This is a genomic window from Streptomyces sp. NPDC058619 (assembly GCF_042717785.1).
GTDB lineage: Bacteria > Actinomycetota > Actinomycetes > Streptomycetales > Streptomycetaceae > Streptomyces.
On sequence record NZ_JBHXQN010000018.1, the window covers coordinates 99,185 to 123,953 of the forward strand.

At 71.7% G+C, this 24,769-nt stretch carries 20 protein-coding genes and 3 pseudogenes; 9 read left to right on the forward strand and 14 right to left on the reverse strand.

Annotated elements, in window-relative coordinates:
- Nucleotides 1-41: 41 nt before the first annotated feature.
- From ACFWTC_RS19705 to ACFWTC_RS19740, 8 genes and pseudogenes are all read right to left on the reverse strand, one after another.
- A complete protein-coding gene (locus ACFWTC_RS19705; protein ID WP_383917827.1) occupies nucleotides 42-2,663 on the reverse strand; it encodes a SpoIIE family protein phosphatase in 2,622 nt (873 codons plus the stop codon).
- A 148-nt stretch (nucleotides 2,664-2,811) separates the two neighbouring features.
- On the reverse strand, nucleotides 2,812-3,240 hold the full coding sequence (locus ACFWTC_RS19710) for an ATP-binding protein (RefSeq protein WP_384028228.1): 429 nt from the start codon (nucleotides 3,238-3,240) through the stop codon (nucleotides 2,812-2,814).
- 291 nt (nucleotides 3,241-3,531) lie between these two features.
- Nucleotides 3,532-3,927 (reverse strand): annotated as a pseudogene (locus ACFWTC_RS19715) ((deoxy)nucleoside triphosphate pyrophosphohydrolase); the annotation flags it as partial.
- 42 nt (nucleotides 3,928-3,969) lie between these two features.
- Complete coding sequence (locus ACFWTC_RS19720; protein ID WP_361590483.1) at nucleotides 3,970-4,155, reverse strand: SPOR domain-containing protein; 186 nt, start codon at nucleotides 4,153-4,155, stop codon at nucleotides 3,970-3,972.
- Nucleotides 4,156-4,315: 160 nt separating this feature from the next.
- Nucleotides 4,316-6,034: pseudogene (locus tag ACFWTC_RS19725) on the reverse strand (purine-cytosine permease family protein).
- Between the two features lie 386 nt (nucleotides 6,035-6,420).
- Nucleotides 6,421-7,173 (reverse strand): GntR family transcriptional regulator, encoded by a 753-nt coding sequence (locus ACFWTC_RS19730; protein ID WP_383917820.1) that lies wholly within the window; start codon nucleotides 7,171-7,173, stop codon nucleotides 6,421-6,423.
- A 137-nt stretch (nucleotides 7,174-7,310) separates the two neighbouring features.
- Nucleotides 7,311-8,489: a septum formation family protein gene (locus ACFWTC_RS19735; RefSeq protein WP_384028230.1), complete on the reverse strand. Its 1,179-nt coding sequence runs from the start codon at nucleotides 8,487-8,489 to the stop codon at nucleotides 7,311-7,313.
- A gap of 142 nt (nucleotides 8,490-8,631) precedes the next feature.
- Nucleotides 8,632-10,206 (reverse strand): S8 family peptidase, encoded by a 1,575-nt coding sequence (locus tag ACFWTC_RS19740; protein WP_383917815.1) that lies wholly within the window; start codon nucleotides 10,204-10,206, stop codon nucleotides 8,632-8,634.
- A gap of 220 nt (nucleotides 10,207-10,426) precedes the next feature.
- On the opposite strand from ACFWTC_RS19740, the gene ACFWTC_RS19745 reads away from it, so the two are divergent.
- From ACFWTC_RS19745 to ACFWTC_RS19755, 3 genes are all read left to right on the forward strand, one after another.
- Entirely contained in the window at nucleotides 10,427-11,539 is a 1,113-nt protein-coding gene (locus ACFWTC_RS19745; RefSeq protein ID WP_384028231.1) for a pyridoxal-phosphate dependent enzyme, read from the forward strand.
- A 278-nt stretch (nucleotides 11,540-11,817) separates the two neighbouring features.
- On the forward strand, nucleotides 11,818-12,636 hold the full coding sequence (locus ACFWTC_RS19750; RefSeq protein ID WP_384028233.1) for an isocitrate lyase/phosphoenolpyruvate mutase family protein: 819 nt from the start codon (nucleotides 11,818-11,820) through the stop codon (nucleotides 12,634-12,636).
- A 58-nt stretch (nucleotides 12,637-12,694) separates the two neighbouring features.
- Nucleotides 12,695-13,630 (forward strand): EamA family transporter, encoded by a 936-nt coding sequence (locus ACFWTC_RS19755; protein ID WP_384028235.1) that lies wholly within the window; start codon nucleotides 12,695-12,697, stop codon nucleotides 13,628-13,630.
- Nucleotides 13,631-13,746: 116 nt separating this feature from the next.
- On the opposite strand, the gene ACFWTC_RS19760 is transcribed toward ACFWTC_RS19755, so the two are convergent.
- From ACFWTC_RS19760 to ACFWTC_RS19775, 4 genes are all read right to left on the reverse strand, one after another.
- Nucleotides 13,747-14,538 (reverse strand): trypsin-like serine peptidase, encoded by a 792-nt coding sequence (locus tag ACFWTC_RS19760; protein WP_384028237.1) that lies wholly within the window; start codon nucleotides 14,536-14,538, stop codon nucleotides 13,747-13,749.
- Complete coding sequence (locus ACFWTC_RS19765; protein WP_384028239.1) at nucleotides 14,535-15,611, reverse strand: alpha/beta hydrolase; 1,077 nt, start codon at nucleotides 15,609-15,611, stop codon at nucleotides 14,535-14,537. The genes ACFWTC_RS19760 and ACFWTC_RS19765 overlap by 4 nt, the downstream gene beginning before the upstream one ends.
- Nucleotides 15,612-15,809: 198 nt before the next feature.
- On the reverse strand, nucleotides 15,810-17,111 hold the full coding sequence (locus ACFWTC_RS19770; RefSeq protein ID WP_384028241.1) for an alpha/beta hydrolase: 1,302 nt from the start codon (nucleotides 17,109-17,111) through the stop codon (nucleotides 15,810-15,812).
- 179 nt (nucleotides 17,112-17,290) lie between these two features.
- Nucleotides 17,291-17,728: a MarR family winged helix-turn-helix transcriptional regulator gene (locus ACFWTC_RS19775; RefSeq protein WP_383917794.1), complete on the reverse strand. Its 438-nt coding sequence runs from the start codon at nucleotides 17,726-17,728 to the stop codon at nucleotides 17,291-17,293.
- A 93-nt stretch (nucleotides 17,729-17,821) separates the two neighbouring features.
- Between ACFWTC_RS19775 and ACFWTC_RS19780 the strand changes: the two genes are divergently transcribed.
- Nucleotides 17,822-18,874 carry an SMP-30/gluconolactonase/LRE family protein gene (locus ACFWTC_RS19780; protein WP_384074270.1) on the forward strand — a complete coding sequence of 351 codons (1,053 nt, stop codon included), beginning with the start codon at nucleotides 17,822-17,824 and terminating at the stop codon, nucleotides 18,872-18,874.
- 6 nt (nucleotides 18,875-18,880) lie between these two features.
- On the opposite strand, the gene ACFWTC_RS19785 is transcribed toward ACFWTC_RS19780, so the two are convergent.
- Nucleotides 18,881-19,387 (reverse strand): NUDIX domain-containing protein, encoded by a 507-nt coding sequence (locus ACFWTC_RS19785; RefSeq protein ID WP_384028245.1) that lies wholly within the window; start codon nucleotides 19,385-19,387, stop codon nucleotides 18,881-18,883.
- Between the two features lie 115 nt (nucleotides 19,388-19,502).
- Here ACFWTC_RS19785 and ACFWTC_RS19790 point away from each other — a divergent pair.
- The 5 genes and pseudogenes from ACFWTC_RS19790 to ACFWTC_RS19810 all read left to right on the forward strand — a co-directional run bounded on the left by ACFWTC_RS19790 (nucleotide 19,503) and on the right by ACFWTC_RS19810 (nucleotide 23,236).
- Nucleotides 19,503-19,954, forward strand: a pseudogene (locus ACFWTC_RS19790) (Uma2 family endonuclease).
- A gap of 274 nt (nucleotides 19,955-20,228) precedes the next feature.
- Nucleotides 20,229-20,498, forward strand: coding sequence for a type II toxin-antitoxin system Phd/YefM family antitoxin (locus tag ACFWTC_RS19795; protein WP_384028247.1), 270 nt, complete (start codon nucleotides 20,229-20,231; stop codon nucleotides 20,496-20,498).
- Nucleotides 20,499-20,505: 7 nt separating this feature from the next.
- Nucleotides 20,506-20,769, forward strand: coding sequence for a type II toxin-antitoxin system RelE/ParE family toxin (locus tag ACFWTC_RS19800; protein WP_383917786.1), 264 nt, complete (start codon nucleotides 20,506-20,508; stop codon nucleotides 20,767-20,769).
- 422 nt (nucleotides 20,770-21,191) lie between these two features.
- Nucleotides 21,192-22,607, forward strand: a complete 1,416-nt coding sequence (locus ACFWTC_RS19805; RefSeq protein WP_383917783.1) for an AAA family ATPase — start codon at nucleotides 21,192-21,194, stop codon at nucleotides 22,605-22,607.
- Nucleotides 22,604-23,236 (forward strand): hypothetical protein, encoded by a 633-nt coding sequence (locus ACFWTC_RS19810; protein ID WP_384028249.1) that lies wholly within the window; start codon nucleotides 22,604-22,606, stop codon nucleotides 23,234-23,236. Before ACFWTC_RS19805 ends, ACFWTC_RS19810 begins: the two co-directional genes overlap by 4 nt.
- 334 nt (nucleotides 23,237-23,570) lie before the next feature.
- Here ACFWTC_RS19810 and ychF read toward each other — a convergent pair whose 3' ends face one another.
- Nucleotides 23,571-24,659 carry a redox-regulated ATPase YchF gene (gene ychF, locus ACFWTC_RS19815; RefSeq protein ID WP_383917965.1) on the reverse strand — a complete coding sequence of 363 codons (1,089 nt, stop codon included), beginning with the start codon at nucleotides 24,657-24,659 and terminating at the stop codon, nucleotides 23,571-23,573.
- Nucleotides 24,660-24,769 lie beyond the last annotated feature (110 nt).

Below are 24,769 nucleotides of genomic sequence, written 5' to 3' on the forward strand. Positions count from 1 at the left end.
GGCGCGCCGCCACGGTCGTGCCGGAGCGCCCCCGCCGCGCCCTACCCCCCGTACATGCTCAGCAGCTGCTCCGCCGACAGCTCGGCGACCGCGTCGGCCACCGCGCCGGGCAGCGGGAGCTCGAACCACACCGTCTTGCCCCGGTGCGTGCGCCGCGTACCCCAGCCGGCCGAGAGCAGGCCGACCAGCTGGAGGCCGCGGCCGCCCTCGTCCGTGTCGCGGGCCCGGCGCCGCCTGGGCTGCACCAGGTTCGCGTCCCAGACCTCGCAGACCAGGGTGCGGTCCAGCAGCAGGCGCAGCCGGATCTCTCCCTCGCCGTAGCGCAGGGCGTTCGTCACCAGCTCGCTGACCAGCAGTTCCGTGGTGTCCAGCAGCCCTTCCAGGCCCCACGCGGGCAGTTTGGCCCGGGCCAGTTCCCGCGCCCGGCCCACCGAGCGGGCCTCGCGCGGCAGTTGCCAGTCCCCGACCGCGTCCACCGGCAGGCCCTGGACCCGGGCCATGAGCAGCGCGATGTCGTCCTCCCCGTGCCGGGTGTCGAGGGTGTTCAGGACGTGGTCGCAGACGTCCTCCAGCGGACGCACCGGATCGGTCAGCGCCTCCCGCAGCCCGCGCAGCCCCTCCTCCAGGGGGTGGTCGCGGGACTCCACGAGCCCGTCGGTGTACAGGGCGAGCAGCGCCCCCTCGGGCAGTTCCACCTCGACCTCCTCGAAGGGCTCCCCGCCCACGCCCAGCGGCATGCCGGGCGGCACCTCCAGCAGGAGCGCGGGCCGCGGTACGCCGTCCTCGTCGGGCGGCTCCACCAGGACGGGCGGCATGTGGCCGGCGTTGGCGATGGTGCAGCGCCGGGTGACCGGGTCGTAGACCGCGTAGACGCAGGTGGCCAGGTACACCTCTGAGCGGTCCGCGTCCCGCGAGTGCAGGGCCGCCCGGGAGGCCTGCTGGGAGCCGCCGGGGGCGCCGAGCCCGCGGGCGACCTCGTCCAGGGCGGTGAGCACCTCCGCCGGTTCGAGGTCCAGCAGTGCCAGGGTCCGTACGGCGGTGCGCAGCTCGCCCATGGCGACGGCGGCCCGCAGCCCGCGGCCCATCACGTCGCCGACGACCAGGGCCGTGCGGTGGCCGGGCAGTTCGATGACGTCGAACCAGTCGCCGCCCACCTCGGTCGCCGCGTTCCCCGGCAGGTACCGGCAGGCGATGTCGAGGCCGGCCGCCTCCGGGTCGCCGGGTGGCAGCAGGCTGCGCTGCAGTATCAGCGCCCGCTCGTGCTCGCGCCGGTAGAGGCGGGCGTTGTCGATGCAGACGGCGGCCCGGGCGGCGAGCTCCACGGCGACCGCCCGGTCGCGTTCACCGAAGGGCTCGCTGCCCTTCGTACGGGAGAACTGCGCGACGCCGACCACCGTGTCGTGGGCGACCATCGGCACGATCAGCGTCGACTGGACGAGGTCCTCCGGTCCGCCGCGCTCGATGAGCCGCGGGCGGGCCGTCCGCAGGGCGAGCGCGCCGGGCGAGCCGGCCGGGTAGCGGTGGATCTCCCCCACGGACACCACCGCGCCCGGCCCCGACAGCGGGGCGTCGGACACGGCCGAGGCGAAGGCGACCCGCCGCAGCGGCGCGGACGGCGCCCGGCCGGCGCCCTGGCCGGGCAGCGAGGGCACCCCGGGGCCCTGCGGCCGGGCGGGGCGGTCGTCGTCGCCGAGCAGCAGCCCCTGGTAGAGGTCGACGGCGGCCAGGTCGCAGAAGCCCGGGACGGTCACGTCCAGGAGCTCCCGGGCCGTGGTCTCCAGGTCGAGGGAGTTCCCGATCCGGTGGCCGGCCTCGTTGAGCAGGGCGAGGTTGCGCCGGACCCCGGCGGCCTCGCGGGCGGCGAGGTGGCGGCGGGTGACGTCGGTGCCGATGCCGGCGACGCCGATGGGCCGGCCGGTGCCGCCGTGCACCCGGTAGAGGTTGATGGACCAGTGGCGGTTCTCCCGGCTGCCGGGGGCGGCCCCGGTGATCCGCAGGTCGGTGACCGACTCCCCGCTGTCCAGGACCCGGCGCAGGGCGTCGGCCATCCGGTCGGCCTCGTGGGCCGGCAGGTAGTCGTGCACGGTCCGGCCCCGGTGCTCCTCGGCGGCGCCCCCGAAGACCGTGGCGAAGCGGCGGTTGGCCCGCTGCACGGTGAGGTCCGTACCGAAGAGCAGGAACCCGAAGGGAGATTGGCCGAATATCGCCTGCGAGGCCGCCAGGTCGGATTCGATCCGCCGTAGCGCGCGCACGTCGACGACGACGCACAGCGCGGCCCGCTCGGCCGCCTCGGTCTGCGTGGGCATCACGTAGATCTCGGCCACGCCGTGCGCACCGGCCCCGCCCGGGATGCGGAAGGGGATCAGGCCCGTCCACTCCTTGCCGTCGAGGATCTCGGCGACCCTGCGGTGCGCGCCCGCACGCAGATCCGCCGGCATGAACGCGTCGACCGGATCCCGGCCCACGGCCTGGGACGCCGTCAGCCCGAACAGCTCCTCGGCGCGCAGGCTCCACTGGTCGATGAGGCCGTCGGGCCCGATCGAGAAGGAGGCAACCTTTATGTAGTCATATATCGAGCCAGGCGGACTGCTGTGCCACAGGGAGTCGTGCCATGTCTCCCCGGGCACGTCGGACTCATGTGCCTGCGCAGGTATCTCGCTCACGCGACCGTCCCCTCCAGCTCACCGCAACCGGACCGGCCTGACCGAAGTATTCAGCACCACGGCCCCTGACGGCACGGCGTTCACGATCACAAAAAGGTCCCGTTGCTTTTGAGCCACCTCGTGTGATCGTCGGTCACCCTTCACCTTGTTACTCACCAGGAAGAGCCAACTCGAACCACACGGTCTTGCCCGACTTCCCGTGGCGGGTCCCCCAGCGTTGTGACGAGACCGCGACGAGGTGCAGTCCGCGCCCTCCCTCGTCGTCCGGCCGGGCGACCCGTTCGCGGGGCGGATCCGGAAGCGGATCGGAAACTTCCACGAGCAGCGCGGGGCCGCCGGGAGAGCCCTCGGCGGCCGGATTGCGCCGTACCAGGCGGACCCCGATGGGGCCCGACGCGTAGCGGAGGGAGTTGGTGACGAGCTCGCTGACCAGCAGGACGGTCACATCGCCGACGGAGTCCAGGCCCCAGTCCCGCAGGGTGCCGCGCACGGCGTGGCGGGCGGTGCGGACGGCGCCGGGCTCGGCGGGGAAAGCCCACTCGGCGCACTCACCGTCTGTGTCGATCACGCCGATCACTTCCCGGGCCAGCAGTGACCCCAGTCCGGTTCGTCGGGGACGAAAGAGGGACGAGATAGGGATTAATAGCGACATACCCGATATTTGGGGCGCCGTACCACTCGATCCCCCACCACCGGCGCACTGTGGCGCATACGGCCTACAGCGTGCGCGTCACGCGCCCCCGCGGGCGCCCCAACCGAGACCCCGGCCGCCGACCCGGTCGGCTGCGTCGGCCCCTCCGCCGACCTCGCCGCGCTCACCATCGCCGCCGCCGAGCTCGCCGGCATCGCCTTTGCCGCCACCGCCGCCGCCGCCACCGCGCAGCCTCCGTCCGGCCTCGGCGACCGCCGGGCGGTCCTGGTCGAGCCAGTCCACCGAATCCAGCTCGTCCGGCCGCAGCCAGCGCAGCTCGTCGTGGTCCTCCAGCGGGGCGGGCTCCCCGGAGACCAGCCGTGCGGTCCACACGTGCAGGACGAGGCCGGGCTTCAGTGGCCACTCCCCCGGGATGCGCTCCAGCGGCTCGGCCTCGACGCCGAGCTCCTCGCGCAGTTCGCGGACCAGCGCCTCGGGGACGGACTCGCCCGGCTCGGCCTTCCCGCCCGGCAGCTCCCAGCGGCCCGCCAGCTCGGGCGGTGCGCTGCGGCGGGCGGCCAGCAGGCGGCCCCCATGACAAAGGGCTCCGCCCACGACCACGCGTTCAGTCATGGGGCGGAGCCTATGCCAGCGTCGCGACAGCTGCGACGCCGCTCAGTTCATCGTGGCGGTCTGACCGATCCGCTCGACCCAGTAGAGCTGCTTGTGTCCTCGGTCGTCGAGGCTGTCGGCGACCTTCTGGGCCTCGGCCCGGGTGGGGTACCGGCCCACCCGGTAGCGGTTGCCGTTGTCGTCCTGACGTATGACCAGCCACGGGAGCAGGGCACCGCTGTCGTTCATCGCGTTTCACCCTCCGCCGACGTACCTGACCGGGAAACCGCATTGCGCATATGCCCGAGCCTACGCCCGACCCTTACGCAGCGGATACGCTTTTTCACGAAGAGGTACCTCCCAGGCGTACGCATCCGGCCATGCGTACGAGTGGGCCGTGCGCGCCGGTTCAGACGGGGCGCACGGAGGGCAGGGGAAGAAGCACCGCCCCGCCCGGCGGCGCCTTGCGGCAGGCGTCCCCGCAGGTCGCGTCAAGGGAGCAGCAGAGCGAGCAGACCGGTCCCGCGTGGACGGGGCAGTCGGCGATGTCCGGGAGCTCGTACGCCGTCTCGCAGACCGCGCAGTCGTGCGTCGCGGTGATGTCGGCGACGGCGGCGTCCGGTCCGCCCCCAGAGCCTTCGGCTTGGGAGGTGCCCCCGACTCCGTTCGGCCGGGCCAGGTAGTACTTGCCCCTGGTCATCCACGCGATCAACGGGCACAGCAGGAGGGCGAGTCCGGCCGCGATGAAGGTCGAGAAGGCCTCGGCGTAGGTGCCGAAGAGTCCGAAGAAGGCGAGGATCGAGACGGTGGAGGCGATCACCATCGCGCCGAAACCCGCCGGGTTGACGGCGTAGAGGCAGGCGCGCTTGAACTCGATGTGGGGCGGGCTGAGTCCGAGCCGCTTGTTGATCACGAGGTCGGCGGCGACGGCGACGATCCAGGCGATGCCGACGTTGGAGTAGAAGCCGAGCAGCTTGCCGAGCACGGCGAACATGTTCAGCTCCATCAGCGTCAGCGCGATGCCGGGGTTGAGGAAGATGTACCAGACCCGGCCCGGGTGGCGGTGCGTGATCCGGGAGCAGAAGTTCGACCGGGACAGCGAGCCGCTGTAGGCGTTGGTCACGTTGATCTTGATCTGGGAGACGATCACGAACAGTGCGGCGGCGGGCAGTGCGAGGCCGCCGAGCCACGGTCGCAGGGCCTCGATCTGCGGGGCGATCGGGCTCCATGGCGTGGGTCTTGCCCACCGCCTCCAGCGCCACGAAGGCGAGGAAGGCGCCGCCGAGCTGCTTCGCGGCCCCGATGATCACCCAGCCGGGGCCGGCGGCGAGCACGGCGAGGTTCCACTTCCGGCTGTTGGCCGGGGTCTTGGCGGGCATGAACCGCAGGTAGTCGGCCTGCTCCCCGATCTGGGCGATGAGCGAGAGGGCGATGCCCGTGCCGAAGCCGAAGCCGAAGCCGATCCAGGAGAAGCCGGAGCCGGCGCCCTCGGTGCCGCCGAAGCCGGTGAAGGCGCCCCAGGCACCGGGGGCCTCGAAGGCCAGCACGAGGAAGGGCAGTACGAGCCCGATCAGCCAGACGGGATGGGTCCAGGCCTGCACCTTGGCGAGCGGGCCCATGCCGCGGAAGACGATCGGGATCACGACGAGGGTGGTGACGAGGTAGCCGATCTCGACCGGCAGCCCGAAGGCCTGGTGCATGGCCTGGGCCAGGATCGAGCCTTCGAGGGCGAAGAAGATGAAGGTGAAGGAGGCGTAGATGAGGGAGGTCAGCGTCGACCCGAAGCAGCCGAAACCGGCGCCGCGCGTCACCAGGTCCATGTCCAGGCCGTACGTCGCGCACGCGCGCGCGATGGGGATGCCGGTCAGGAAGATGACCGCGGCGGCGGCCAGGATCGCGGCGGCGCCGCTGGTGAACCCGTAGGCGAACACGATGGACGCGCCGATGGTGAAGTCGGCGAGGCAGTCCCCCCGAGGGCGGTGCCGGCGACGGTGCCGGGGCTCCAGCGGCGGAACGAGTGGGGCGCGTACCGGAGCGAGTAGTCCTCGCGGCTCTCGTCGGCGACGAGCTTCGCGTACCGGCGGGGCTCCGCCGCGGGCGCGGGGGCAGGGGTGGCGGTGTCGGTCATACCGCGGTAGGCCCGCGCCGTGACGTCCCGTCACTCTGCGGCATTGCCCGCCGGTTACGCCGGCGCCCGCCGCGTCACCGCGGCGTTACGCCCCCCGCACCCCTGTCCGCTCAACGGTACGGCCCCGGCCGCCTGGCCCGGACGGCCAGGGCACGGGCGGGGCGGCGGCGTCAGGCGGGGGCGCGGGCGGGACGGCGTGGGGGCGCGGGCGGGGCGCCGATACGGCGACGAGGGCGCGGGCGGGGGCGGGACGGCGGCACGGCCGGACGCCCGCTCGGCGGGACGCCCGCTCGGCCGGGCGGCGGCGCGGCAGGCGCCCGCTCGGCGGCGCGAGCGCGGGCGGGCGCGGAACGAGTGGGGTCGGGGGTCGGGCCGGCGGCGCCCGTTCACCTCACCGGCAGGTGGTAGGCCAGGCGGTAGCGGTCCGCCGGGACCACCACGTCGGCCGTCTCCACGGCGCGGCCGGACGCGAAGTACGTACGCCCGATCACCAGCACCACGTGCCCCGGCACCCCGCCCAGCTGGAGCAACTCCTCCGCCAGGCCGGGCCGCGCGCCGACCTCCTCCACCACGTTGTCCACGACGACGTCGATCGCGGCCATCCGGTCGACCACGCCCGAGCCGCCGAGCGGGCCCTCCTCCGGCAGCATCACCGGGGTCCGGCCGGTCACGGCGAGCGGTTCCCAGGAGGTCGACAGCATCATCGCCTCCCCGGCGTCGCGGTAGACGTACCGCGTCCGCATGACCCGCTCGCCCGGCTCGATGCCGAGCCGTTCCGCGATCTCCGCCGGGGCGGACTCCTGCTCGCTGCGCGATTCCCACGTGCCGCGCGCGCCGGACTCCGCCTGCTCCTGCCGGAAGGGCGTCGAGGTGGCGCCCGTGCGGTAGCCGGAGCGGGCGACCCGCCGCGGCACCAGCTGCTCCCGTACGTACGTCCCCGACCCGGACCGGCCCTCGACGAGTCCCTCCGCCATCAGGACCTTGCGGGCCTCCAGCGCCACGGTGTCGGAGACCCCGTACTCCTCGCGGATGCGGGCCTGCGAAGGGAGCCGGGCGTGCGGGGGCAGGGAACCATCGACGATCTTGCGTCGGAGATCCCCGGCCACGCGCAGATAGGCCGGCTGCTCACCGAAAGTCACTGGCCACTCCCATCAGGTTGACAGACAGCTACAGCCTGGCAACCTACAGTTGTACATCGCAAGCAAGGGCCAAAGTTTCACCCGAAGTGATGAAGCCAGGTCACTCAAACCCGTTACCGCGCGTCACCCCGACGACGTCAGACGGACTGCGTCGGGGGCCGGCCTCCGGAGCCGCCCGAACCGCCCCCGCCCGGCCCCGGAAGGTCCTCCTCCAGCCAGTCCGGAACCGTCGTCGACAGCCCGTACGCCCCGCGCAGCGCCTTTTCGGTCCGTACGGACATCGCGTCCGCGGCCTGCTCCCACAGCCGGTCGAACTCCGCCGCCGCCTTCGCCTGCGAGGCCCGCAGCCACCCCGTACGGGCGGCCTCGACCTCCTTGAGCTGCGCTCGCGCCGCCTGGCCGATCGCCGGCCGGCCCGCGTGCCGCTCCAGCACCGCGGCCTCGCCGCCCAGCGCGGCGTGCACCTCGCGCGCCCACGCCCGGTGCTGCTGCAGCGCGTCCGCCACGTCCTCCTCGGGGGCCCGCCCGAAGGCGAGGTCGACGGCGTTGGCCGCCGCCAGGAAATCGGCCTGTTCGGTGGTCAGCGCCGCCCGGTCCTTGCGCAGGCTGCCGCTGTGCTCCCGCGGCGTCGTGCCGATCACGCAGAGCAGTTGCCGGTCGCCCTCGCTCCAGGAGCGGCGCGAGGGGGCGAAGTAGTACATCTCGGCGTTCGCCGGCAGCGCCCAGCTGTCCATCGCGTACGCGTCCTGGGCCTTCCAGCACTCCTGCTGAGCCCGCGCGTCCGCGGCCGGCGAACCGGCGGGGCCGGAGGCGGCCGGGTCGAACGGACCGGAGGAGGTCACCTCGGCGTGGTGGGGCTCCGCGCAGTCCACCGCGTACATCACCGCCCGGCGGCCCGTCAGGTCCCCGCCCGGGACGGTGAAGCAGTCACCGGCGGACAGGTCCTCCATGTCGGTCGCCCCGCCCTCCGTCGTGCCGGTGGCCCCGGAGACCGCGTCAAGCCGGTCGCCGACGGCCCTCACGACCGGGCCCGCGGCGAGGGCGAGCACCCCGGTCATCGCCACCGAGACGGCGAGGCCGGTGACCGCCAGCGCCTTGCCCCGCCGGCGCCCGCCGGCGATCTGGACGAGGGCCACGACGCCGAAGACGATGCCGAGCGGCGGGAAGCAGAGCAGCCCGACGAGGAGCGAGGCGAGCGCGAACCCGTTGAGCGCCGGCCGCCCCGGCCCGTGGCCCGGCGGCGGCCCCCACGCGTACGGCGGTGACGGCGGGGCCCAGGGTCCCGGTCCGGAGGGCGGGGGCGGCGGAATGCTCACGGGGCGGGGAACTCCATCGGGGCGGGCCGCGGTCGCGCGGAGGGGCGAACGCATGCGCGAATGGTACGCAGCAGGGGCGACCGGCCCCCCGGTCGCCCCTGCCCGTTCATCGCGGCTCAGTCACTGCCGTCCCCGGCGTTCCTCAGAACTGGAGCGCCCAGGAGTCGATCTTGCCGATGTCGGCGTTCGCGAGGTCCGCGACCCGGAGCTTCCAGACGCCGTTGGCGACCTCGGAGGAGGCGTTCACGGTGAAGGTCTGGATGATGTTGTCCGCGCTGCCGCCGGTGCGGTTGCGCAGGTTGTAGACGGTGCCGTCCGGGGCGACGAGGTCGACCCTCAGGTCACCGACGTAGGTGTGCTTGATGTCGACCGGAACGCTCAGGGCGGCCGGGGCGTTGCCGGAGATCCCGCTGACGGTGACCGGCGACTCGACGGTGGCGTTGTCGGCGATCGCGTAGTCGTTCAGGTTCTCGAAGCGCGTGCCCGGTCCGGGCGGGGTGGTGCCGGCGCCGATGTGGAGCAGGCGGTTCGGGGAGCCGGTGCCGGGGCTGGTCACCACGTTCGGGGTGGCGGCGGCGACGAGGCCCGCGGAGATCTGGGCGGGGGTGCTGCCCGGGTTCAGCGAGAGGTAGACGGCGGCCGCGCCCGCGACGTGCGGCGAGGCCATCGACGTGCCGGAGATGGTGTTGGTGGCGGTGTCGCCCGTGCCCCACGTGGAGGCGATCGAGGAGCCCGGCGCGAAGAGGTCCAGGATGGAGCCGTAGTTGGAGTAGCCGGCCTTCGCGTCGGTGTTGGTGGTGGCGCCGACCGTGATGGCCTCGGCGACGCGCGCCGGGGACTTGGTCGAGGCGTCGGCCGTCTCGTTGCCCGCCGCGACGGCGTAGGTGATGCCGGAGGCTATGGAGTTGCGTACGGCGGTGTCGAGCGCGGAGTCCGCGCCGCCGCCGAGCGACATGTTGGCCACGGCCGGCTTGACGGCGTTCTGCGTCACCCAGTCGATGCCGGCGACGACCTGGGCGGTCGTGCCCGAGCCCTGGTTGTTGAGCACGCGGACACCGACGATCTTGGCCTTCTTGGCCACGCCGTACGCGCCGCCGCCGACGGTGCCGGCGACGTGCGTGCCGTGGCCGTGGCCGTCCTGGGCGGTGTTGTCGTTGTCGATGGCGTCGTAGCCGTAGGAGGCACGGCCGCCGAAGTCCTGGTGGGTGATCCGGACGCCGGTGTCGATGATGTACGCGGTGACGCCCTCGCCGGCCTTGTCCGGGTAGGTGTAGCTCTGGTTCAGCGGCAGCGCCCGCTGGTCGATGCGGTCCAGGCCCCACGACGGCGGGTTGGGCTGGGTGGCGTTGACCGTGAAGGTGCGGTTCTGCACGACGGACTTCACCGCGGGGTCGGCGGCGAGTTTTCTGGCCTGCGCCTCGGAGACCTCGACGGAGTATCCGTTGAGGGCGGCGCTGTAGGTGCGGTCGATCTTCGCTCCGTAGCGCTTGGCGACGGCCTTGCCGCTGGCGGCGGTGGAGCGGGCGGCGGTGTCCTTCAAGGTCACGATGTAGCTGCCGGGGACGGACCCGGCGGCTCCGGCGTTCTCGATGACGCCCTGTGCGCTGCGGTCGGCCGCCGAGGCGGGGAGTGCGGCGGCCGCGCCGAGCGCGAGGGCCGCGGCGGCGATCGCGCTGATGCCGGTGATCTTCCGGCGGGTGTGACGCATCACGGACATGTGAGGGGTCCTCCTCATAGGTGGTGCGCTGCGGGGGGTGGGGCGGCGCCGTACGGGTGGGGCTGAGCATAGATTTAGCCGTGCGCATGACAAGGCAATCGGCCCAGCGGAGCGCCGCCCTCGAAAGATTGACCCACCGTCAGCGCTTCCCACAAGAGGACAGCGGACGCGTAACATCCGTGCCATACAACGGCCATGATTGAGCAAAGGCGCTCCGCACATGACGCACGCACTCCCCGGCTACGTCTGCGCCGAGGACGGCACCCGCGCGGACGTCCGGACCGCCCCCTGGTGCTGCCCGGTCTGCTCGGGCCCGTGGGACCTCGATTTCACGCCGGATCCGGCGGCCGTGCTGGATCCGGCCTCCGGCCCCAACTCCCTGTGGCGGTACGGGCCGGCGCTGCCGCTGCCGGGGGCGTTCTCCGTGTCGCTCGCGGAGGGCCACACTCCGCTGGTGCCCCTGGCCGAGCGGATTCACGCCAAGCTCGACTTCCTGATGCCGACGCTGTCGTTCAAGGACCGGGGCGCCGTGATGCTCGCCGAGGTGGCCCGGCGGCTGGCTCCGGAGCGGGTCGTGGCGGACAGCAGCGGCAACGCCGGAACCTCGGTGGCGGCCTATTGCGCCCGGGCCGGACTCGATTGTGAAGTTTTCGTGCCCGAGGGCACCTCGGAGAAGAAGACCGGTCAGATGCGGGCGCACGGCGCGGTGGTACGGGTGGTCCCCGGCGGCCGCGAGGCCGCCGCGGCCGCGGCCCGGGAGGCCGCCGACGGGCCGGGGGACTTCTACGCGAGCCACGTCTTCAACCCGTACTTCCTACACGGCACCAAGACGTACGTGTACGAGGTGTGGGAGGAGCTCGGCGGCCGGCTGCCGGAGGTTCTGGTCGTCCCGGTGGGCAACGGCACCCTGCTGCTCGGCGCCGCACTCGCGGTGGCGGAGCTGTCCCGGCGCGGGGTCCGGCCGCCCGCGCTGATCGCCGTCCAGGCGGAGGCGGTGGCCCCGCTGGCCGCGGCCTTCGCGGCCGGCTCCGAGGACGCCGCCCCGGCGCCCCAACGGCCCACCCTGGCCGAGGGCATCGCGATCCCGGCGCCGCCGCGGGCCCGCCAGATCCTGGCCGCCGTCCGCGCGTCGGGCGGCACCTTCCTGACGGTCCCGGAGGAACGCCTGCGGGAGGCCCAGCGGGACCTGGCCCGGCGCGGCCTCTTCGTGGAGCCGACGGCGGCGGCCTGCTGGGCGGCCGTGGGCCCGTCCGCCCCCGACGACCCCCTGCGGGGCCGCACGGCGGTGGTCCCGCTGTGCGGCGCGGGCGCGAAAACGGGCCTGACCCCGTAGCGCAGACGACGCACGGGGGGCAGGGGCCGGGCCGACCGTCCAGGCTCGGGCACGGACTCGCGCGGGTTTCCGGGTTCAGGGCCGGGACCGGGACCGGGGCCGGGACCGGGACCGCGTGGCCGTCCGGCTCCGGGCTCGGGTCCGCCCCGCCCCCCGCCGCCGCCGACGACGCAGACGCAGACGCAGACGCACACGCAGACACAGACACAGACGCAGACGCAGACGCAGACGTCGGAAAATCGCGAGCCCGCGCCCGGCCCGTCTGGTGGACTGCCCCCATGACCACGCACACGGACCTCGCCTCCCGGGCCACCGCCTTCGCGCGCCTGCACACCCCCGCCGCGCCCCTCGCCCTCGCCAACGCCTGGGACGTGGCCAGCGCCCGTCTCGTCGAGGCCGCCGGCGCGCCCGCCGTCGCCACCACGAGCGCCGGGGTCGCCTGGTCCCTCGGGTCCCCCGACGGTGACGCCCTGTCCCGCGAGCGGGCCCTCGACCTGATCGCCCGCGTGGCCGCCGCCGTCGACGTGCCCGTCACCGCCGACATCGAGGGCGGCTTCGGCGCCGACGCCGCCGCCGTCGGCGAGACCGTCACCGGGGTCCTGGCCGCCGGCGCGGTCGGCGTCAACATCGAAGACGGCAACCGCGCTCCCGCCGAGCACGCCGAGCGGCTGGCCGCCGCCCGCGCCGCCGCCGACGCCGCCGGGGTCCCGCTGTTCGTCAACGCCCGCATCGACACGTACCTGTTCGGCCTCGGCGACCCCGCCACCCGCCTCGATGAGACCCTGGCCCGCGCCGCCGCCTACCTCCGGGCCGGCGCCTCCGGCATCTTCGTACCCGGCGTCACCGACCCGGCCACGGTCGCCGAGCTCGCCCGGGGCATCGACGCCCCGCTCAACGTGCTCGTCGGCCCGGACGCCCCCTCCGTGGCCGCCCTCGGCGCCCTCGGCGTGTCCCGCGTCAGCCTCGGCTCCTGGGTGGCCGCGGCCGCGTACGCCGTCGTCCGCCGCGCCGCCGAGGAGCTGGTCTCCGGCGGCACCTACGGCTCGCTCGGGCACTCCCTCCCGTACGGCGAGCTGAACGGGCTGTTCAAGGGCTGAGGAACGGGGGCCGGAAAACCCGGAGGACCGCGCACGCCGACCACCCTAGGATCTGGTCATGCCCACAACATCGCCGCCGCGTCACGCGCCCACGGGCGCCCCGCGGCGGCAGACCACCAGCGCCGTCTGGACCGCGCTCGGCCTCGTCTACGTCCTCTGGGGTTCGACCTACCTCGGCATCCGGATCGTCGTCGAGACGATGCCCCCGTTCCTCTCCGCCGGAGCCCGCTTCATCACGGCCGGGCTGGTGCTGGCCGCCCTCGTCGCCTGGCGGTACGGTCCGGCCGCGCTCAGGGCCACCCGCGCCCAGCTCGGCTCGGCCGTCCTGGTCGGGCTGCTGCTGGTCCTCGGCGGCAACGGCCTGGTCGTCCTCGCCGAGACCGACGTGCCTTCCGGCCTCGCCGCGCTCCTGGTGGCTGCGGTACCGATGTGGCTGGTGATCCTGCGGGCGAGCAGTGGGGACCGGCCGCCGCTGCGCACCCTGGCCGGGGTACTGGTCGGTCTCGTCGGGCTCACCGTGCTGACCGCTCCGGGGTTCAGCGGCGAGGTGCGGCTGACGGGGGTCCTGCTGGTGCTGGCGGCTTCGGTGCTGTGGTCGCTGGGCTCGTTCTCGGCGTCGAAGCTGAGCCTGCCGGGCAATCCCTTCACGGGCAGCGCCTACCAGATGGTCGCGGGCGGGGTCGGCGGGGTGCTCGTCGGCCTGCTGCGCGGCGAACACCGCGGTCTGGACCCGGCCGCCTTCTCCACCGCCTCCTGGCTGGCCCTCGGCTACCTGGTCCTGTTCGGCTCGCTCATCGCCTTCACGGCGTACGTGTGGCTGCTGCAGGCGGCTCCGCTGTCGCTGGTGGGCACGTACGCGTACGTCAACCCGGTCGTGGCCGTGGCGCTCGGCTCGCTGATCCTCGACGAGGCCCTGACCTGGCCGATCCTGCTCGGCGGCGCGATCGTCGTGGCGGCGGTGGGCGTGATCGTCAGCACGGAGCGCCGCACGTAGCCGCCGCACGGGGCCCCTCGGGCGCGGGCGGACCCGGCGCGGGCGCACCCGGCACGGGCGGACCCGGCACGGCGCCCCTCGGGCCGGCCCGGCTGAGCCCCGCCGGCGCGCGCCGCTCAGCCCCGCGCCGCCCGCTCGTACAGGGCCCTGGCGTGCTCGTCGAAGACCGCGGCCGTGGAGTCCACGTCCGTGTCCCCGCCGCTCAGCACGCCGATCAGCCGCCCCGGCTGCCCCGGGCCGCCCCGGTCGGCGATCCAGGGGCTGCCGCTGGTGCCCGTCCAGAAGCCCGCGCAGCTCATGTACAGCATGTCCGGGTCTTCCTCGTCATGGCGGGTCTGGGTGGTGCAGGAGACCGGCTTGTTCTGCGGGTTGTGCTCCGACTCCGGGTAGCCGACGACGGTCACGTCCCGGTCGTACCCGGAGGTCCAGTCGGGCACCGGGGCCTCGCCGCGCCCGCCCACGGCCTCCTGGACGCTGCGCCCGTCCGCGTCCGGGGCGACGGTGAGGAAGGCGAAGTCGGCGGTGTCCTCGCCCCACTTCGTCCAGCGCTCGTCCACGTGGATCGAGCGGACCTTCCAGACGCCCAGCGGCTGGGTGCCGGAGCCCTCCCCGGAGAACGCGGGGGCGAACGCGAGCTCGCCGATCGCCAGGCCGTCGTGGGCGACCTCGCCCGGCTCCCCGTCCTCGCCCGCCGGGGCCACGCAGTGGGCGGCGGTGGCGACGACGTTGCCCTCGGGGCTGTCGACGACGCTCGCCGTGCACCAGTGCTCCCCGTTGGCCGTGAGCACGCCGACGGTGGGGAAGGGGTGCACCGGCCGGTCTCCCGGCGCCTTGACGAAGGCGACGGCGAACACCGCCACGATGCCCGCGGCCGCGGCGGCCGAGGCCCCCTTCACCACCGTGCTCACGGCACGGCGGGGTCGGGTGTCGGCGCCGCCATCACCTTGCTGATCCACGCCAGGGAGCCCTCCCTCATGCCGCGTACGTACGACTTTCCGTTGTGCTCACCATCCTGGATCACCTGGAGCCGGGTGTGCACGGGTCCCTTCCCGTACTCCTTCATGAACTTCTCGGCCTTGTCGCGCCCGGTCTCGGCGGTGCCGATCTGGAAGTTCACGTACACGTCCGGGCCGCCCGCCTGGATCAGCTTCGCGGCGAGCTTCTCCGGGTTGTTCTCGTCCATGGCCTGCGTGTTCCCCTTCCACAGCGGGGAGTCGGGGACGACGTCGACCCCGCTCGCGATGGCCGCCTTGAAGCGGTCGGGGTGCTTGAGGACGTGTTTCAAGGCGCCGAAACCGCCCGAGGAGGAGCCCATGAAGGCCCACCCGTCACGGGAGGTGAAGGTGCGGAAATTGGCCTTCGTGAAATCCGGGACGTCATCGGCCATCCAGGTGCCCATCTTGGGCTCCCCGGGGATGTCCGAGCCGTCGAAGTGGTGCTTGGTGTCGGCGTTGATCACCGGCATCACGAGGATGAAGGGCAGGCTGGTACCGGCCTGCACCCCGTCGCTCACGGCTTTCTGGAGCCCGAGGCCGGGGCCCGTGCCCCAGTAGTTCGTGGGGTAGCCGCGGCCGCCGGGCAGGGAGATCAGGACCGGGAAGGCGCTCTTGGCGTACCTCGGGTCGTCGTACTCCTTCGGCACCCACACCCACACGTCGCCCGTGAAGCCGGACTTCTTGCCGGTGAGGGTGGTCATGCCGATCTGGGTGCCGTCCGGAAGCCGGCTGGTGCGGGTGAAGCCGGCCGGCGGCCCGGTGGGCATCCGTATGCCCGGCCGGACGCCCGGGTCCTCGGCGGCGTCCGAGGCGGTGGAGGCCGCGGCGGTCTCCTCGTGGGCCCTGCCGAAGGAGACCGGCTCCCCCATGTCCGAGAAGAGGCCGTACTTGTACGCCACCGCCCCGCCGGCGGCGAGGGTGAGCGCGAGCCCACCGCTGATCAGAAGCAAGCGCAGGCGCTTGGGGCGACGGCTTCCCCCGGTCATGGGGTCACCGTCGCCTTGCTGGTCATGCTGCACGGAATTGTCCCGTTCCTTCTCCGGCGCCCGTTCCCGGCGCGGGTCGGACCGATCGGTCCCCCTTACACCCCTTACAGAGGTATGAACGACGGGATGGGTTGCCTGGGACGGGCGCGACGTGGCGAGCGCCACGGACCGGCGGACGTCAGCCAGCGGGGGCGGGCGTCAGCCGGCGGGGGTGGGCTGGGGGGCCTTGAGCACCTTGCTGATCCACTCCAGGGAGCCCTCCCGCATGCCCCGGACGTAGTGCCAGCCGTTGTGCTCGCCGTTCTGGATGTCACGGATGGTCGTCTTGACCGGCCCCTTGCCGTACTTCTGCTGGAAGGCGAGCATCTTGTCCTTCCCGCTCTCCTTGGTCCCGACCTGGAAGTTGATGTGGACCTCGGGGCCCTTGCCGTCGATCAGCTTCTGGGCGAGCTTCTCGGGGTTGTTCGCGTCCATCTCCGCCTGGTGGCCCTTCCAGAGCGGGGAGTCGGGAACGATCTCGCCGCCGCTGGCGATCACGGCCTTGAACTTGTCCGGGTGCTGGAGGACCGTCTTCATGCCGACGAAGGCGCCCGAGGAGGAACCCATGTAGGCCCAGCCGTCACGGGACTTGTAGGTGCGGAAGTTGGCCTTGGCGAAGTCCGGGACGTCCTCGGCGATCCAGGTGCCCATCTTGGCCTGGCCGGGGATGTCGGCGCCGTCGTAGTAGTACTTGTTGTCCGGGTTGAGCACCGGCATGATCACGACGAACGGCAGGCTGGTGCCGGCCTTGACGCCGTCGCTGATGGCCTTCTGGAGGCCGAGGCTGCGGTCGGACCAGTAGTTGGCCGGGAAGCCGTTGCCGCCGGGGAGCGCGATGAGCACCGGGAAGCCGCTCTTGGCGTACTTCGGGTCGTCGTACTCCTTGGGCGCCCACACCCACACGTCGCCCTCGAAGCCCGACTTGGCTCCCGCCACCCGGGTCTTGGCGATGATCGTGCCGTCGTCGAGCTTCGCGGTCTGCTTGAAGTCGGACTTCGGCCCGGACGGCATGAGCACGTCCGGGTCGCCGGACGGCTTGACGGGCGCCGGGGCGTCCGACGCCTTCTTCTCCTCGGCGGGGGGCGGGGCGTTCTTGCCGAAGCTCACGGTCTCGCCGTTGCCGGAGAACCATTCGAGCTTCCAGACGGCGAAGCCCCCGCCACCGAGCAGGAGCGCGAGGGCGACCACCGCGCCGATGGCTATCGTGCGCCGGGAACGCCCGGGCTCCGGCGGCGCCGGGGGCTCGGGGTACGGCCCGGGCGTCGGATGATCTGGGAACTCGGGATAGGCGGGGTGGGCGGGGTGCGCGGGCTGCTCCGGCCGGCCCTGGTACTCCGGCCGGCCCTGGTACGGATCCGCGTACGGCGGCGCGTACCCCTGGGCGGCGGGGTAACCCTGGGGCGGATGCTCCTCGTACGACGGCCGGCCGTCCGGCCGCGGGCGCTGCGGGTACTCGTGCACGAACTTCGCTCCGAACGGTCATGGCTGCCCGAGGGCAGGAACGGCTGGGGATCCCTTGGTTCTTGATGCGCGGATCCCCCGCGGAGTTCCAAATCCAAGCAAAAAGATGATGGGGACTTGAGGGGATCCCAAGGGACTCCGACGCTCCACCGGGAGCACGGCATCCGGCCCGCGGGCGGTCAGCGCTGGGCGTCGAGCACCTCGGCGCACCTCCCCAGCAGCCGGATGAGCTGCTCCCGCTCCTCCGCGCTGAACGCGGCGGCGAGCGCCCGTTCCACCCGCACCGCGCCGGAGTCCGCCAGCTCCATCACCGCGCGGCCCTCCTCGGTGAGGCGGGTCTCCAGCACGTTGCGGTGCAGTTCGTGCGGGGTGCGGTCGATGAGCCCGCGCTCCAGGAGGTTCTTCAGCACGGTGTTCATGGTCGGCGGGGTCACCCCGCACAGCCGGGCGAGCGCCGCGGCGGAGATGCCGGGCTTCTCGGCGAGCCAGAGCAGCGCGGCGTACTGGGGAACCGTTACCGCGGCCGGCTTGCAGGCCGCGTTCTTCGCCGCGAGGAGTGCCTGCTCGGCGCGCTTGAGGTGCGAGCCGATGCGCTCCTCGGGGGACATGGAGGTCATCCCGGCATCCTACGACCCTTGCACACATTAGACCTCTAATATAGATTCGCCCTCACTTATCCAGAAGACAACGAACGCGGGGGCGAGCTCACCATGACCATGACGACGAGGAACGGCACACAGGCGACGACCTGGGCCACCACCTGGGCCACGCGCGGCCGCCGACGCCCGGCGCTCGCCAGGACGGCGGCCCTCGCCACGGCCCTGACCGCGGCCCTCACCGTCGCGGCGGCCCCGTCCCCCGCCCTGGCGGCGGACGCCCGGATCTCCACGGCCTTCACCCTGCCCGGCGCCAGGGTCTACCCCGAGGGCATCGCCGGCGATCCCCGTACGCACACGGTCTACGTCGGCTCGTACGCGGACGGCACCGTCTACCGGGCCCGCCCCGGCCGGCGCACGGCGGAGGTGTTCCTGCCCTCCGGCACCGACGGCCGCCGCACGGCGAACGGCCTGCGCGTCGACGCCCGCGGCCGCCTGTGGGTCACCGACTCCACCGCCGGGGTGTCGGTGTACGACACGGCGACCGGCACCCGCCTGGCCCGCTTCGACGTCGCCGGCACCGCCCCCCGCTTCGTGAACGACCTGACGGTCACCCCGGACGGCACCGCGTACCTGACGGACAGCTTCCGCGCGGTGATCTACCGGGTGACCCCGGCCCAGCTGGCCGCCGGCGGCGGCCCCTTGACCGAGGCGTACGACCTTTCCCCCGCCCTGCGGCCGCAGCCGCCGGGCACGGTCACCCTGAACGGCATCACCTCGGACCGGGCGGGCCGGTACCTCCTCGCGGTCGACATGACGGCGGGCGACCTGCTCCGCGTCGACCTGCGCACGGGGGCCGTCTCCCGGGTCGCCCTCGTCGGCGGCGACCTGAAGGCCGGCGACGGCCTGGACCTCTCCGCCGACGGCACCCTGCGCGTGGCGCACAACACCACCAACACCCTGACCCGCTGGCACCTCACCCCGGACGGCACCCGCGCCCGCCTGACCCGCACCCTCACGGACCCGTCGCTCCAGATCCCGACGACCTTGTCCCACGCCCCGGGGCGCACCCTGGTGGTCCGCTCCCAGTTCGACAAGGGCGGACCCATGTCCCCCGGCACGGGCACCCCGACCACCTTCACGGTGGCCGCGGTCCGCGGCCTCTGACCGCACTCACCCGGCGGGCCAGCCGCGCAGGGAGACCTCCACCCCGGCGGCGCCCAGGTGGCGGTACAGGGCCCCGGCGCTGCTGGGCACGAAGTCTCCGGGGAGGTCGTCCACGTCGGCCCAGCAGACCCGGGCGTGCTTCTCGGGCTCACGGTTCTCGGGCTCCCCGGACCACGCGTGGGCGGCGAAGACGACGGTGAGGTAGCCGTTCGGCGCCTCGACGCCCCACGCGCCGTGGACGACGTGGGCGACCTCGAGCGCCTCGGGCTCCACCGTGAGCCCGGTCTCCTCGTACAGCTCGCGCACCGCGGTCACGGTGATCGGCTCTCCGGGCTCGCTCTTGCCGACGGGCAGGTCCCACATGCCCCGGGCGAACTTGGCGCGCTCCCCGCGCTGGAGGATCACGACGCGACGCTCCGCCCGGTCGTGCACGATGACGGCCGCGACGAGCACGGTCATCGCTCCGAGCGCCGGCTCGATCGCTCCGTCACGGCCACCGGCCTGCTGCACCACGATCTCCCCCACACATCACCGAAGGCACGGACTCAGGTGACGATATTCCCCACTCCCCGGCGCCCGCAGACCTCACGACCGCCCCGGCCGCAACCGCTATCGCTACCGTGAAGCCATGACCGCACTGCCCGACTGGATGCGCCCGCCGTGCGCGGAAGGCCGGTTCGCGGAGGACTTGGACTGCCTCCCGGAAGGGCCGCGCCACACCGAGCTGATCGACGGCGCCCTCGTATTCATGATGTGGCCCCAGCGGTCCTGGCATGGCCGCCTCGTCACCGCATGACCACCACGCTCATGGCGCAGGCGCCGGCCGGCTTCGAGGTCGAGCGCGAGATGACGATCCGCCTCGACGCCCGCAACCGCCCCGAGCCGGACCTCCTGCTGACGAACCTGCCCTACGACCCCGACCGCACCTGGTACGCCCCGGAGGACGTGAAGCTCGTCGTGGAGGCGGTCTCACCCGAGTCCGCCCATCGCGATCGCATCTTCCGGGGCACCCTCCGGCGCCCGGTGCCCTTCGAGGTCGGCCTGGACCTCGACAAGCTCACGCCGCCCCGGAACACCTGAGCGGACATCCCCGGGCTCGCGAGGAGGGCCGACTCCCAACGGAGTCGACCCCTACCGGACCTGCACGTCTACCGCGTCAGCGACGCGGCCCCGCTCCATCCGCTCAGACGTTGAGGCGGAAAGCCGAATGCAGAGCTCCCACCCGTGGAACGTGGCTCCAGGTGTTCACCTCCAGCTCCGATCCAGCACGGGGGAAACCCATCCAACACGAGTCGATGGACGACCACGGCTCCAGCCTTTGTGTACACATCGGACACTCGGTACCTTTGAGCGCATGATGCAGCCGCTGCCCATAGAGTCCATCCGCGACGTGCGTGCACACCTGGCGGGCGTGGTGGAGCGCGCAGATCGCGACGACGTGCCCACGGTGATCACGCGTCGAGGCAAGCAAGTCGCCGCCGTGGTCTCCATCGAGGTGCTGCGCAAGTACCAGGAGTGGGAAGAGCGCGAGATCAACCGGATCATCGACGAGCGCATGGCCAATCCGGCGCCCGGCATCCCGATCGAGGGCATCATGAGGGAGACGCTGGCACGCAGTGAATGAGCACAGCGTGAGCGAGTACCGAACCGTCTTCCGCTCCGAGGCGCAGGCCGAGCTTCGGGAGATCCCCCGCGGCGTGGCGCTGCGCATCCTGGCCAAGCTGACCGAGCTGGAGACCGACCCCCTCGGCGTCAATACCACCGCACTCGTGTCCCAGCCCGAACGACGCCGTCTGCGCGTCGGCGACGACCGCGTCGTCTACACGCTCGACAACGGAGAGCTCGTGGTCTGGGTCGTTCACGTAGGGCACCGGTCCACCGTCCATGAGACCTGATTACCGCTGACCCACCGTCAGGATATGCAGCACCCATCCAGCACGGTGACGACGAAGGGGTCGGACTCGACAGAGTCCGACCCCTTCTGAACTGCATATTTGCCAGGTCAGCAACGTGGTGCCATTCCATCCGCTCAGACGTTGAAGCGGAACGTCGAGCACAGGGCTGTGACCTGCGGAAACGTCGCTTTCGAGGGAGCCATCCCAGCACGGGAGGGCATCCCAGCACGCCTTGCCACCCTGAGCTCCGACATCAGCTGGGACTAACGGACAATTCGGCAACCTCGGCCGCGCTAGGCTCCGACCCCGTCAGGTGTGGGAGGTGGCCGCAGACCGCTGGACGGCAACCGGCACACGCGGGATAACGACCTTCCTCGCCAGTAGGCTGGGGTGGATCCGCCCGGCGAGCCTCCGGAGACAGCATGCTGACCCGCATCGAAGTCCACGGGTTCAAGAACCTCCTGGACCTGTCCATCGACTTCGGCCCCTTCACCTGTATCGCAGGTGAGAACGGCACCGGCAAGTCGAATGTTTTCGACGCCATCCGGTTCCTCTCCCTGCTCGCCGACCAGTCGATGATGGAGGCGGCCCAAGAGGTCCGGGGCGCACACGGTGAGCGTCAGGGCGACCCTCGCGACCTCTTCTGGAAGGGCTTTGAGTCCGGCCATCACCGGATGCGGTTCGCCGCCGAGATGATCGTCCCGTTCCACACGGAGGACGACTTCGGCCGAGCCGCGAAGGCCACGACCACGTTTCTCCGGTACGAGTTGGAGGTCGGCTACCAGGAGCCGTCCGGCCTGGACCGTTTCGGCCGCCTCACCCTCCTCCACGAGACTCTGAGCCACATCACCAAGGGCAAGGCCCCTCGGCACCTCCTCTTTCCCCACAGCGCGAAGGACTTCCGCAATACCGTCATTCAGGGCCACCGCAGCGGCGCCCCCTTCATCTCGACGACGGTCGAGTCTGGTGAGTCGGTCGTTAGGATCCACCAGGACGGTGGCAGCCGAGGCCAGCCCAAGCCAGCCGCAGCGTCCCGGGCACCCGCAACTGTCGTCTCCACGATCACCAGCAGTGACGACCCGACCATCCTCGCGGCTCGCCGTGAGATGCAGTCGTGGCGACGGCTCGCCCTTGAGCCGTCTGCTCTTCGCAGGTCCGACCGATACGTCGACCCGCAGACGATGGGTGCCGATGGCTCCCACCTGCCCGCGACCCTCTTTCGTGTAGCCCACGACACTCCCGGCGCGGATCCCAGCCAGGTCTACGCCAGGGTGGCAGGGCGTCTCTCGGACCTGACCGGTATCCATGTCCGCGATCTGGATGTCGATCAGGACGAGGTACGGCAGCTCCTCACGGTCAACGTGCGTGAGGTGGCCGGCATGACGCTGCCTGCCCGCAGCCTCTCTGAAGGCACCCTGCGCTTTCTGGCCCTGTGTGTCCTCCTCGAAGACACGTCCGTACGTGGTCTGATCTGCATGGAAGAGCCCGAGAACGGCATCCATCCCGCAAACCTCAACGCCATGGTCGCTCTTGTCCAGGACCTTGCCGTCGACCCGTCGGAGGAACCTGGCACGGACAATCCGTTCCGGCAGGTCCTGATCAACACACACTCACCCGGGGTCGTACAACTCGTCGATCCTGAAGACCTCTTGTTCGCCGACACCTCAGTTCGCAAGAATGAGAACGGCTCCCTGAACCGGGTACTTCGTCTGCGTCCACTCGCCGAGACGTGGCGGGCTACGAAGACGGGCGGCGACTTCGTGACGCAGGCCGACGTCCTGCCGTACCTCACCACGCCCGTCGGGGCGCAGCTCACCCTCGACTGGGGGGCCGCGTGACCGCGCGTGTCCTGTTTATCGGCGAGGGCAGTAGCGACAACGGCCTTGTACCGCATGTCGAATCCATTGCCGCGCGCAAGGGGCTCGGCGTCTCTATCACTGTTCCCGACTTCGGTCTGCTTCGGCCGCCGACTGGCCATTCCGTCCGGGACAAACTACGTGCAGCTCGCGAACTACACGGGACCTACGACTTGGCTGTGGTGCAACGGGACGCCGACCGAGGTCCCGCCCAAGACCGCAGGGATGAGATAGAGCAAGCAGTGTGCGCCGAGTGGCCGGGTCTCCGACACGTCGCCGTGGTGCCCGTCCGCATGCTAGAGGCCTGGCTGCTTCTCGATGAGGCCTGTCTGCGCCAGGTCGCCGAGAACCCGCGCGGTCGCGTCAGCCTTGATCTCCCCAAGGGCACCGCGGCGGAAAGGGTCGCCGACCCCAAACAGCTCCTCAAGGATTCGCTCGCACGGGCAAGCGAGTACAAAGGGCGCCGTCTGACCCAATTCCAGAAGCGCTTCTCGCAGCACCGCCTGCGCATGCTCGAACTCCTGGATCCGGAGGGGCCAGTGGCCTGCCTTCCCTCGTGGCAGGATTTCGTCAAAGACCTCGACGAGGCGTTCGAGACCCTCGGCGGATGACCTGCTCAAATCCGCACAGCGACCGCCAGGCACAGCCCATCTCATACACAGGAACCCTCACGGCCAGCCGCCTGGCGATTGCCAGCACCAACCATCCACGGCGCCTGCACGATCGAGACCTCCCGGCCCGCCTGTGGAGCCATCGTCGCCTATCACAAAAAGCCCCACCAAACCCAGCACGGTAAGGGTGAGCAGAGGTGACGAGAGGTGACACAAGGTCAAGTGTCCCAGCACCATCCCAGCACGGGAAACAACCAGGGGTCCGACTCCGGAGAGTCGGACCCCTTCTGACCTGCATGTTTGCTAGATCAGTAAAGTGGTGTTAAGTCACCCACTACACGTTGAAGCGGAACTCCACCACGTCGCCGTCCTGCATGACGTACTCCTTGCCCTCCATGCGGGCCTTGCCCTTCGCGCGGGCTTCGGCGACCGAGCCGCATGCGACCAGGTCGGCGAAGGAGATGACCTCCGCCTTGATGAAGCCGCGCTGGAAGTCCGTGTGGATGACGCCCGCCGCCTCCGGGGCCGTCGCGCCCTGCTTGATCGTCCAGGCGCGGGTTTCCTTCGGGCCCGCCGTCAGGTACGTCTGCAGGCCCAGGGTGGCGAACCCGACGCGGCCCAGGGTGGCCATGCCCGGCTCGTCTTGGCCGACCGACTGGAGGAGTTCGAGGGCCTCGTCGTCCTCCAGCTCGACGAGCTCCGCCTCCAGCTTGGCGTTCAAGAAGATCGCCTCCGCCGGGGCGACCAGCGCGCTCTGCTCCGCCTTGAAGGCGTCGTCCGTCAGCTCGTCCTCGTCCACGTTGAACACGTAGAGGAAGGGCTTCGTCGTGAGCAGGTGCAGCTCGTGGAGGAGGTCGCCCCGCTCCGTGCCCTTCGCGATGCCCTTCGAGAAGAGGGTGTCGCCCGCTTCGAGGATCTTCTTGGCCTCGACGACGGCCGCCAGGACCGCGACCTTCTCCTTCTGGAGGCGCGACTCCTTCGCCAGGCGCGGCTCCGCCTTCTCGATGGACTGGAGGTCCGCGAGGATCAGCTCGGTGTTGATCGTCTCGATGTCGTCCTTCGGCGAGACCTTGCCGTCGACGTGGACGACGTTCTCGTCCTTGAAAGCGCGGATGACCTGGCAGATCGCGTCCGACTCGCGGATGTTCGCGAGGAACTTGTTGCCCAGGCCCTCGCCCTCCGAGGCGCCGCGGACGATGCCCGCGATGTCGACGAAGTCGACCGTCGCCGGAAGGACCTTCTGCGAGCTGAAGATGCCGGCCAGGACGGCCAGGCGCTTGTCCGGGACGCCGACGACGCCGACGTTCGGCTCGATCGTGGCGAACGGGTAGTTGGCCGCCAGCACGTCGTTCTTGGTCAGGGCGTTGAACAGGGTCGACTTGCCGACATTCGGCAGGCCGACGATTCCGATCGTGAGCGACACGTTGGCGACTTCCCGTAGTGGAGGGGCGGCGGCCCGGGTGCGGGCCATGGAGCAGTTTACTTTCCGATGAGCGGGGGTGGATGTACGCGTGTCCGCGACCCGATCCGAGG

Excerpts from the sequence above, each read along its gene's own strand:
- ACFWTC_RS19745 (WP_384028231.1), top strand. The coding sequence starts at position 10,427 with ATGACGCACGCACTCCCCGGCTACGTCTGCGCCGAGGACGGCACCCGC.
- ACFWTC_RS19775 (WP_383917794.1), bottom strand. The coding sequence starts at position 17,728 with ATGACCTCCATGTCCCCCGAGGAGCGCATCGGCTCGCACCTCAAGCGC.
- ACFWTC_RS19720 (WP_361590483.1), bottom strand. The coding sequence starts at position 4,155 with ATGAACGACAGCGGTGCCCTGCTCCCGTGGCTGGTCATACGTCAGGAC.
- ACFWTC_RS19750 (WP_384028233.1), top strand. The coding sequence starts at position 11,818 with ATGACCACGCACACGGACCTCGCCTCCCGGGCCACCGCCTTCGCGCGC.
- ACFWTC_RS19740 (WP_383917815.1), bottom strand. The coding sequence starts at position 10,206 with ATGTCCGTGATGCGTCACACCCGCCGGAAGATCACCGGCATCAGCGCG.
- ACFWTC_RS19805 (WP_383917783.1), top strand. The coding sequence starts at position 21,192 with ATGCTGACCCGCATCGAAGTCCACGGGTTCAAGAACCTCCTGGACCTG.
- ACFWTC_RS19755 (WP_384028235.1), top strand. The coding sequence starts at position 12,695 with ATGCCCACAACATCGCCGCCGCGTCACGCGCCCACGGGCGCCCCGCGG.
- ACFWTC_RS19780 (WP_384074270.1), top strand. The coding sequence starts at position 17,822 with ATGACCATGACGACGAGGAACGGCACACAGGCGACGACCTGGGCCACC.
- ACFWTC_RS19795 (WP_384028247.1), top strand. The coding sequence starts at position 20,229 with ATGATGCAGCCGCTGCCCATAGAGTCCATCCGCGACGTGCGTGCACAC.
- ACFWTC_RS19765 (WP_384028239.1), bottom strand. The coding sequence starts at position 15,611 with ATGACCGGGGGAAGCCGTCGCCCCAAGCGCCTGCGCTTGCTTCTGATC.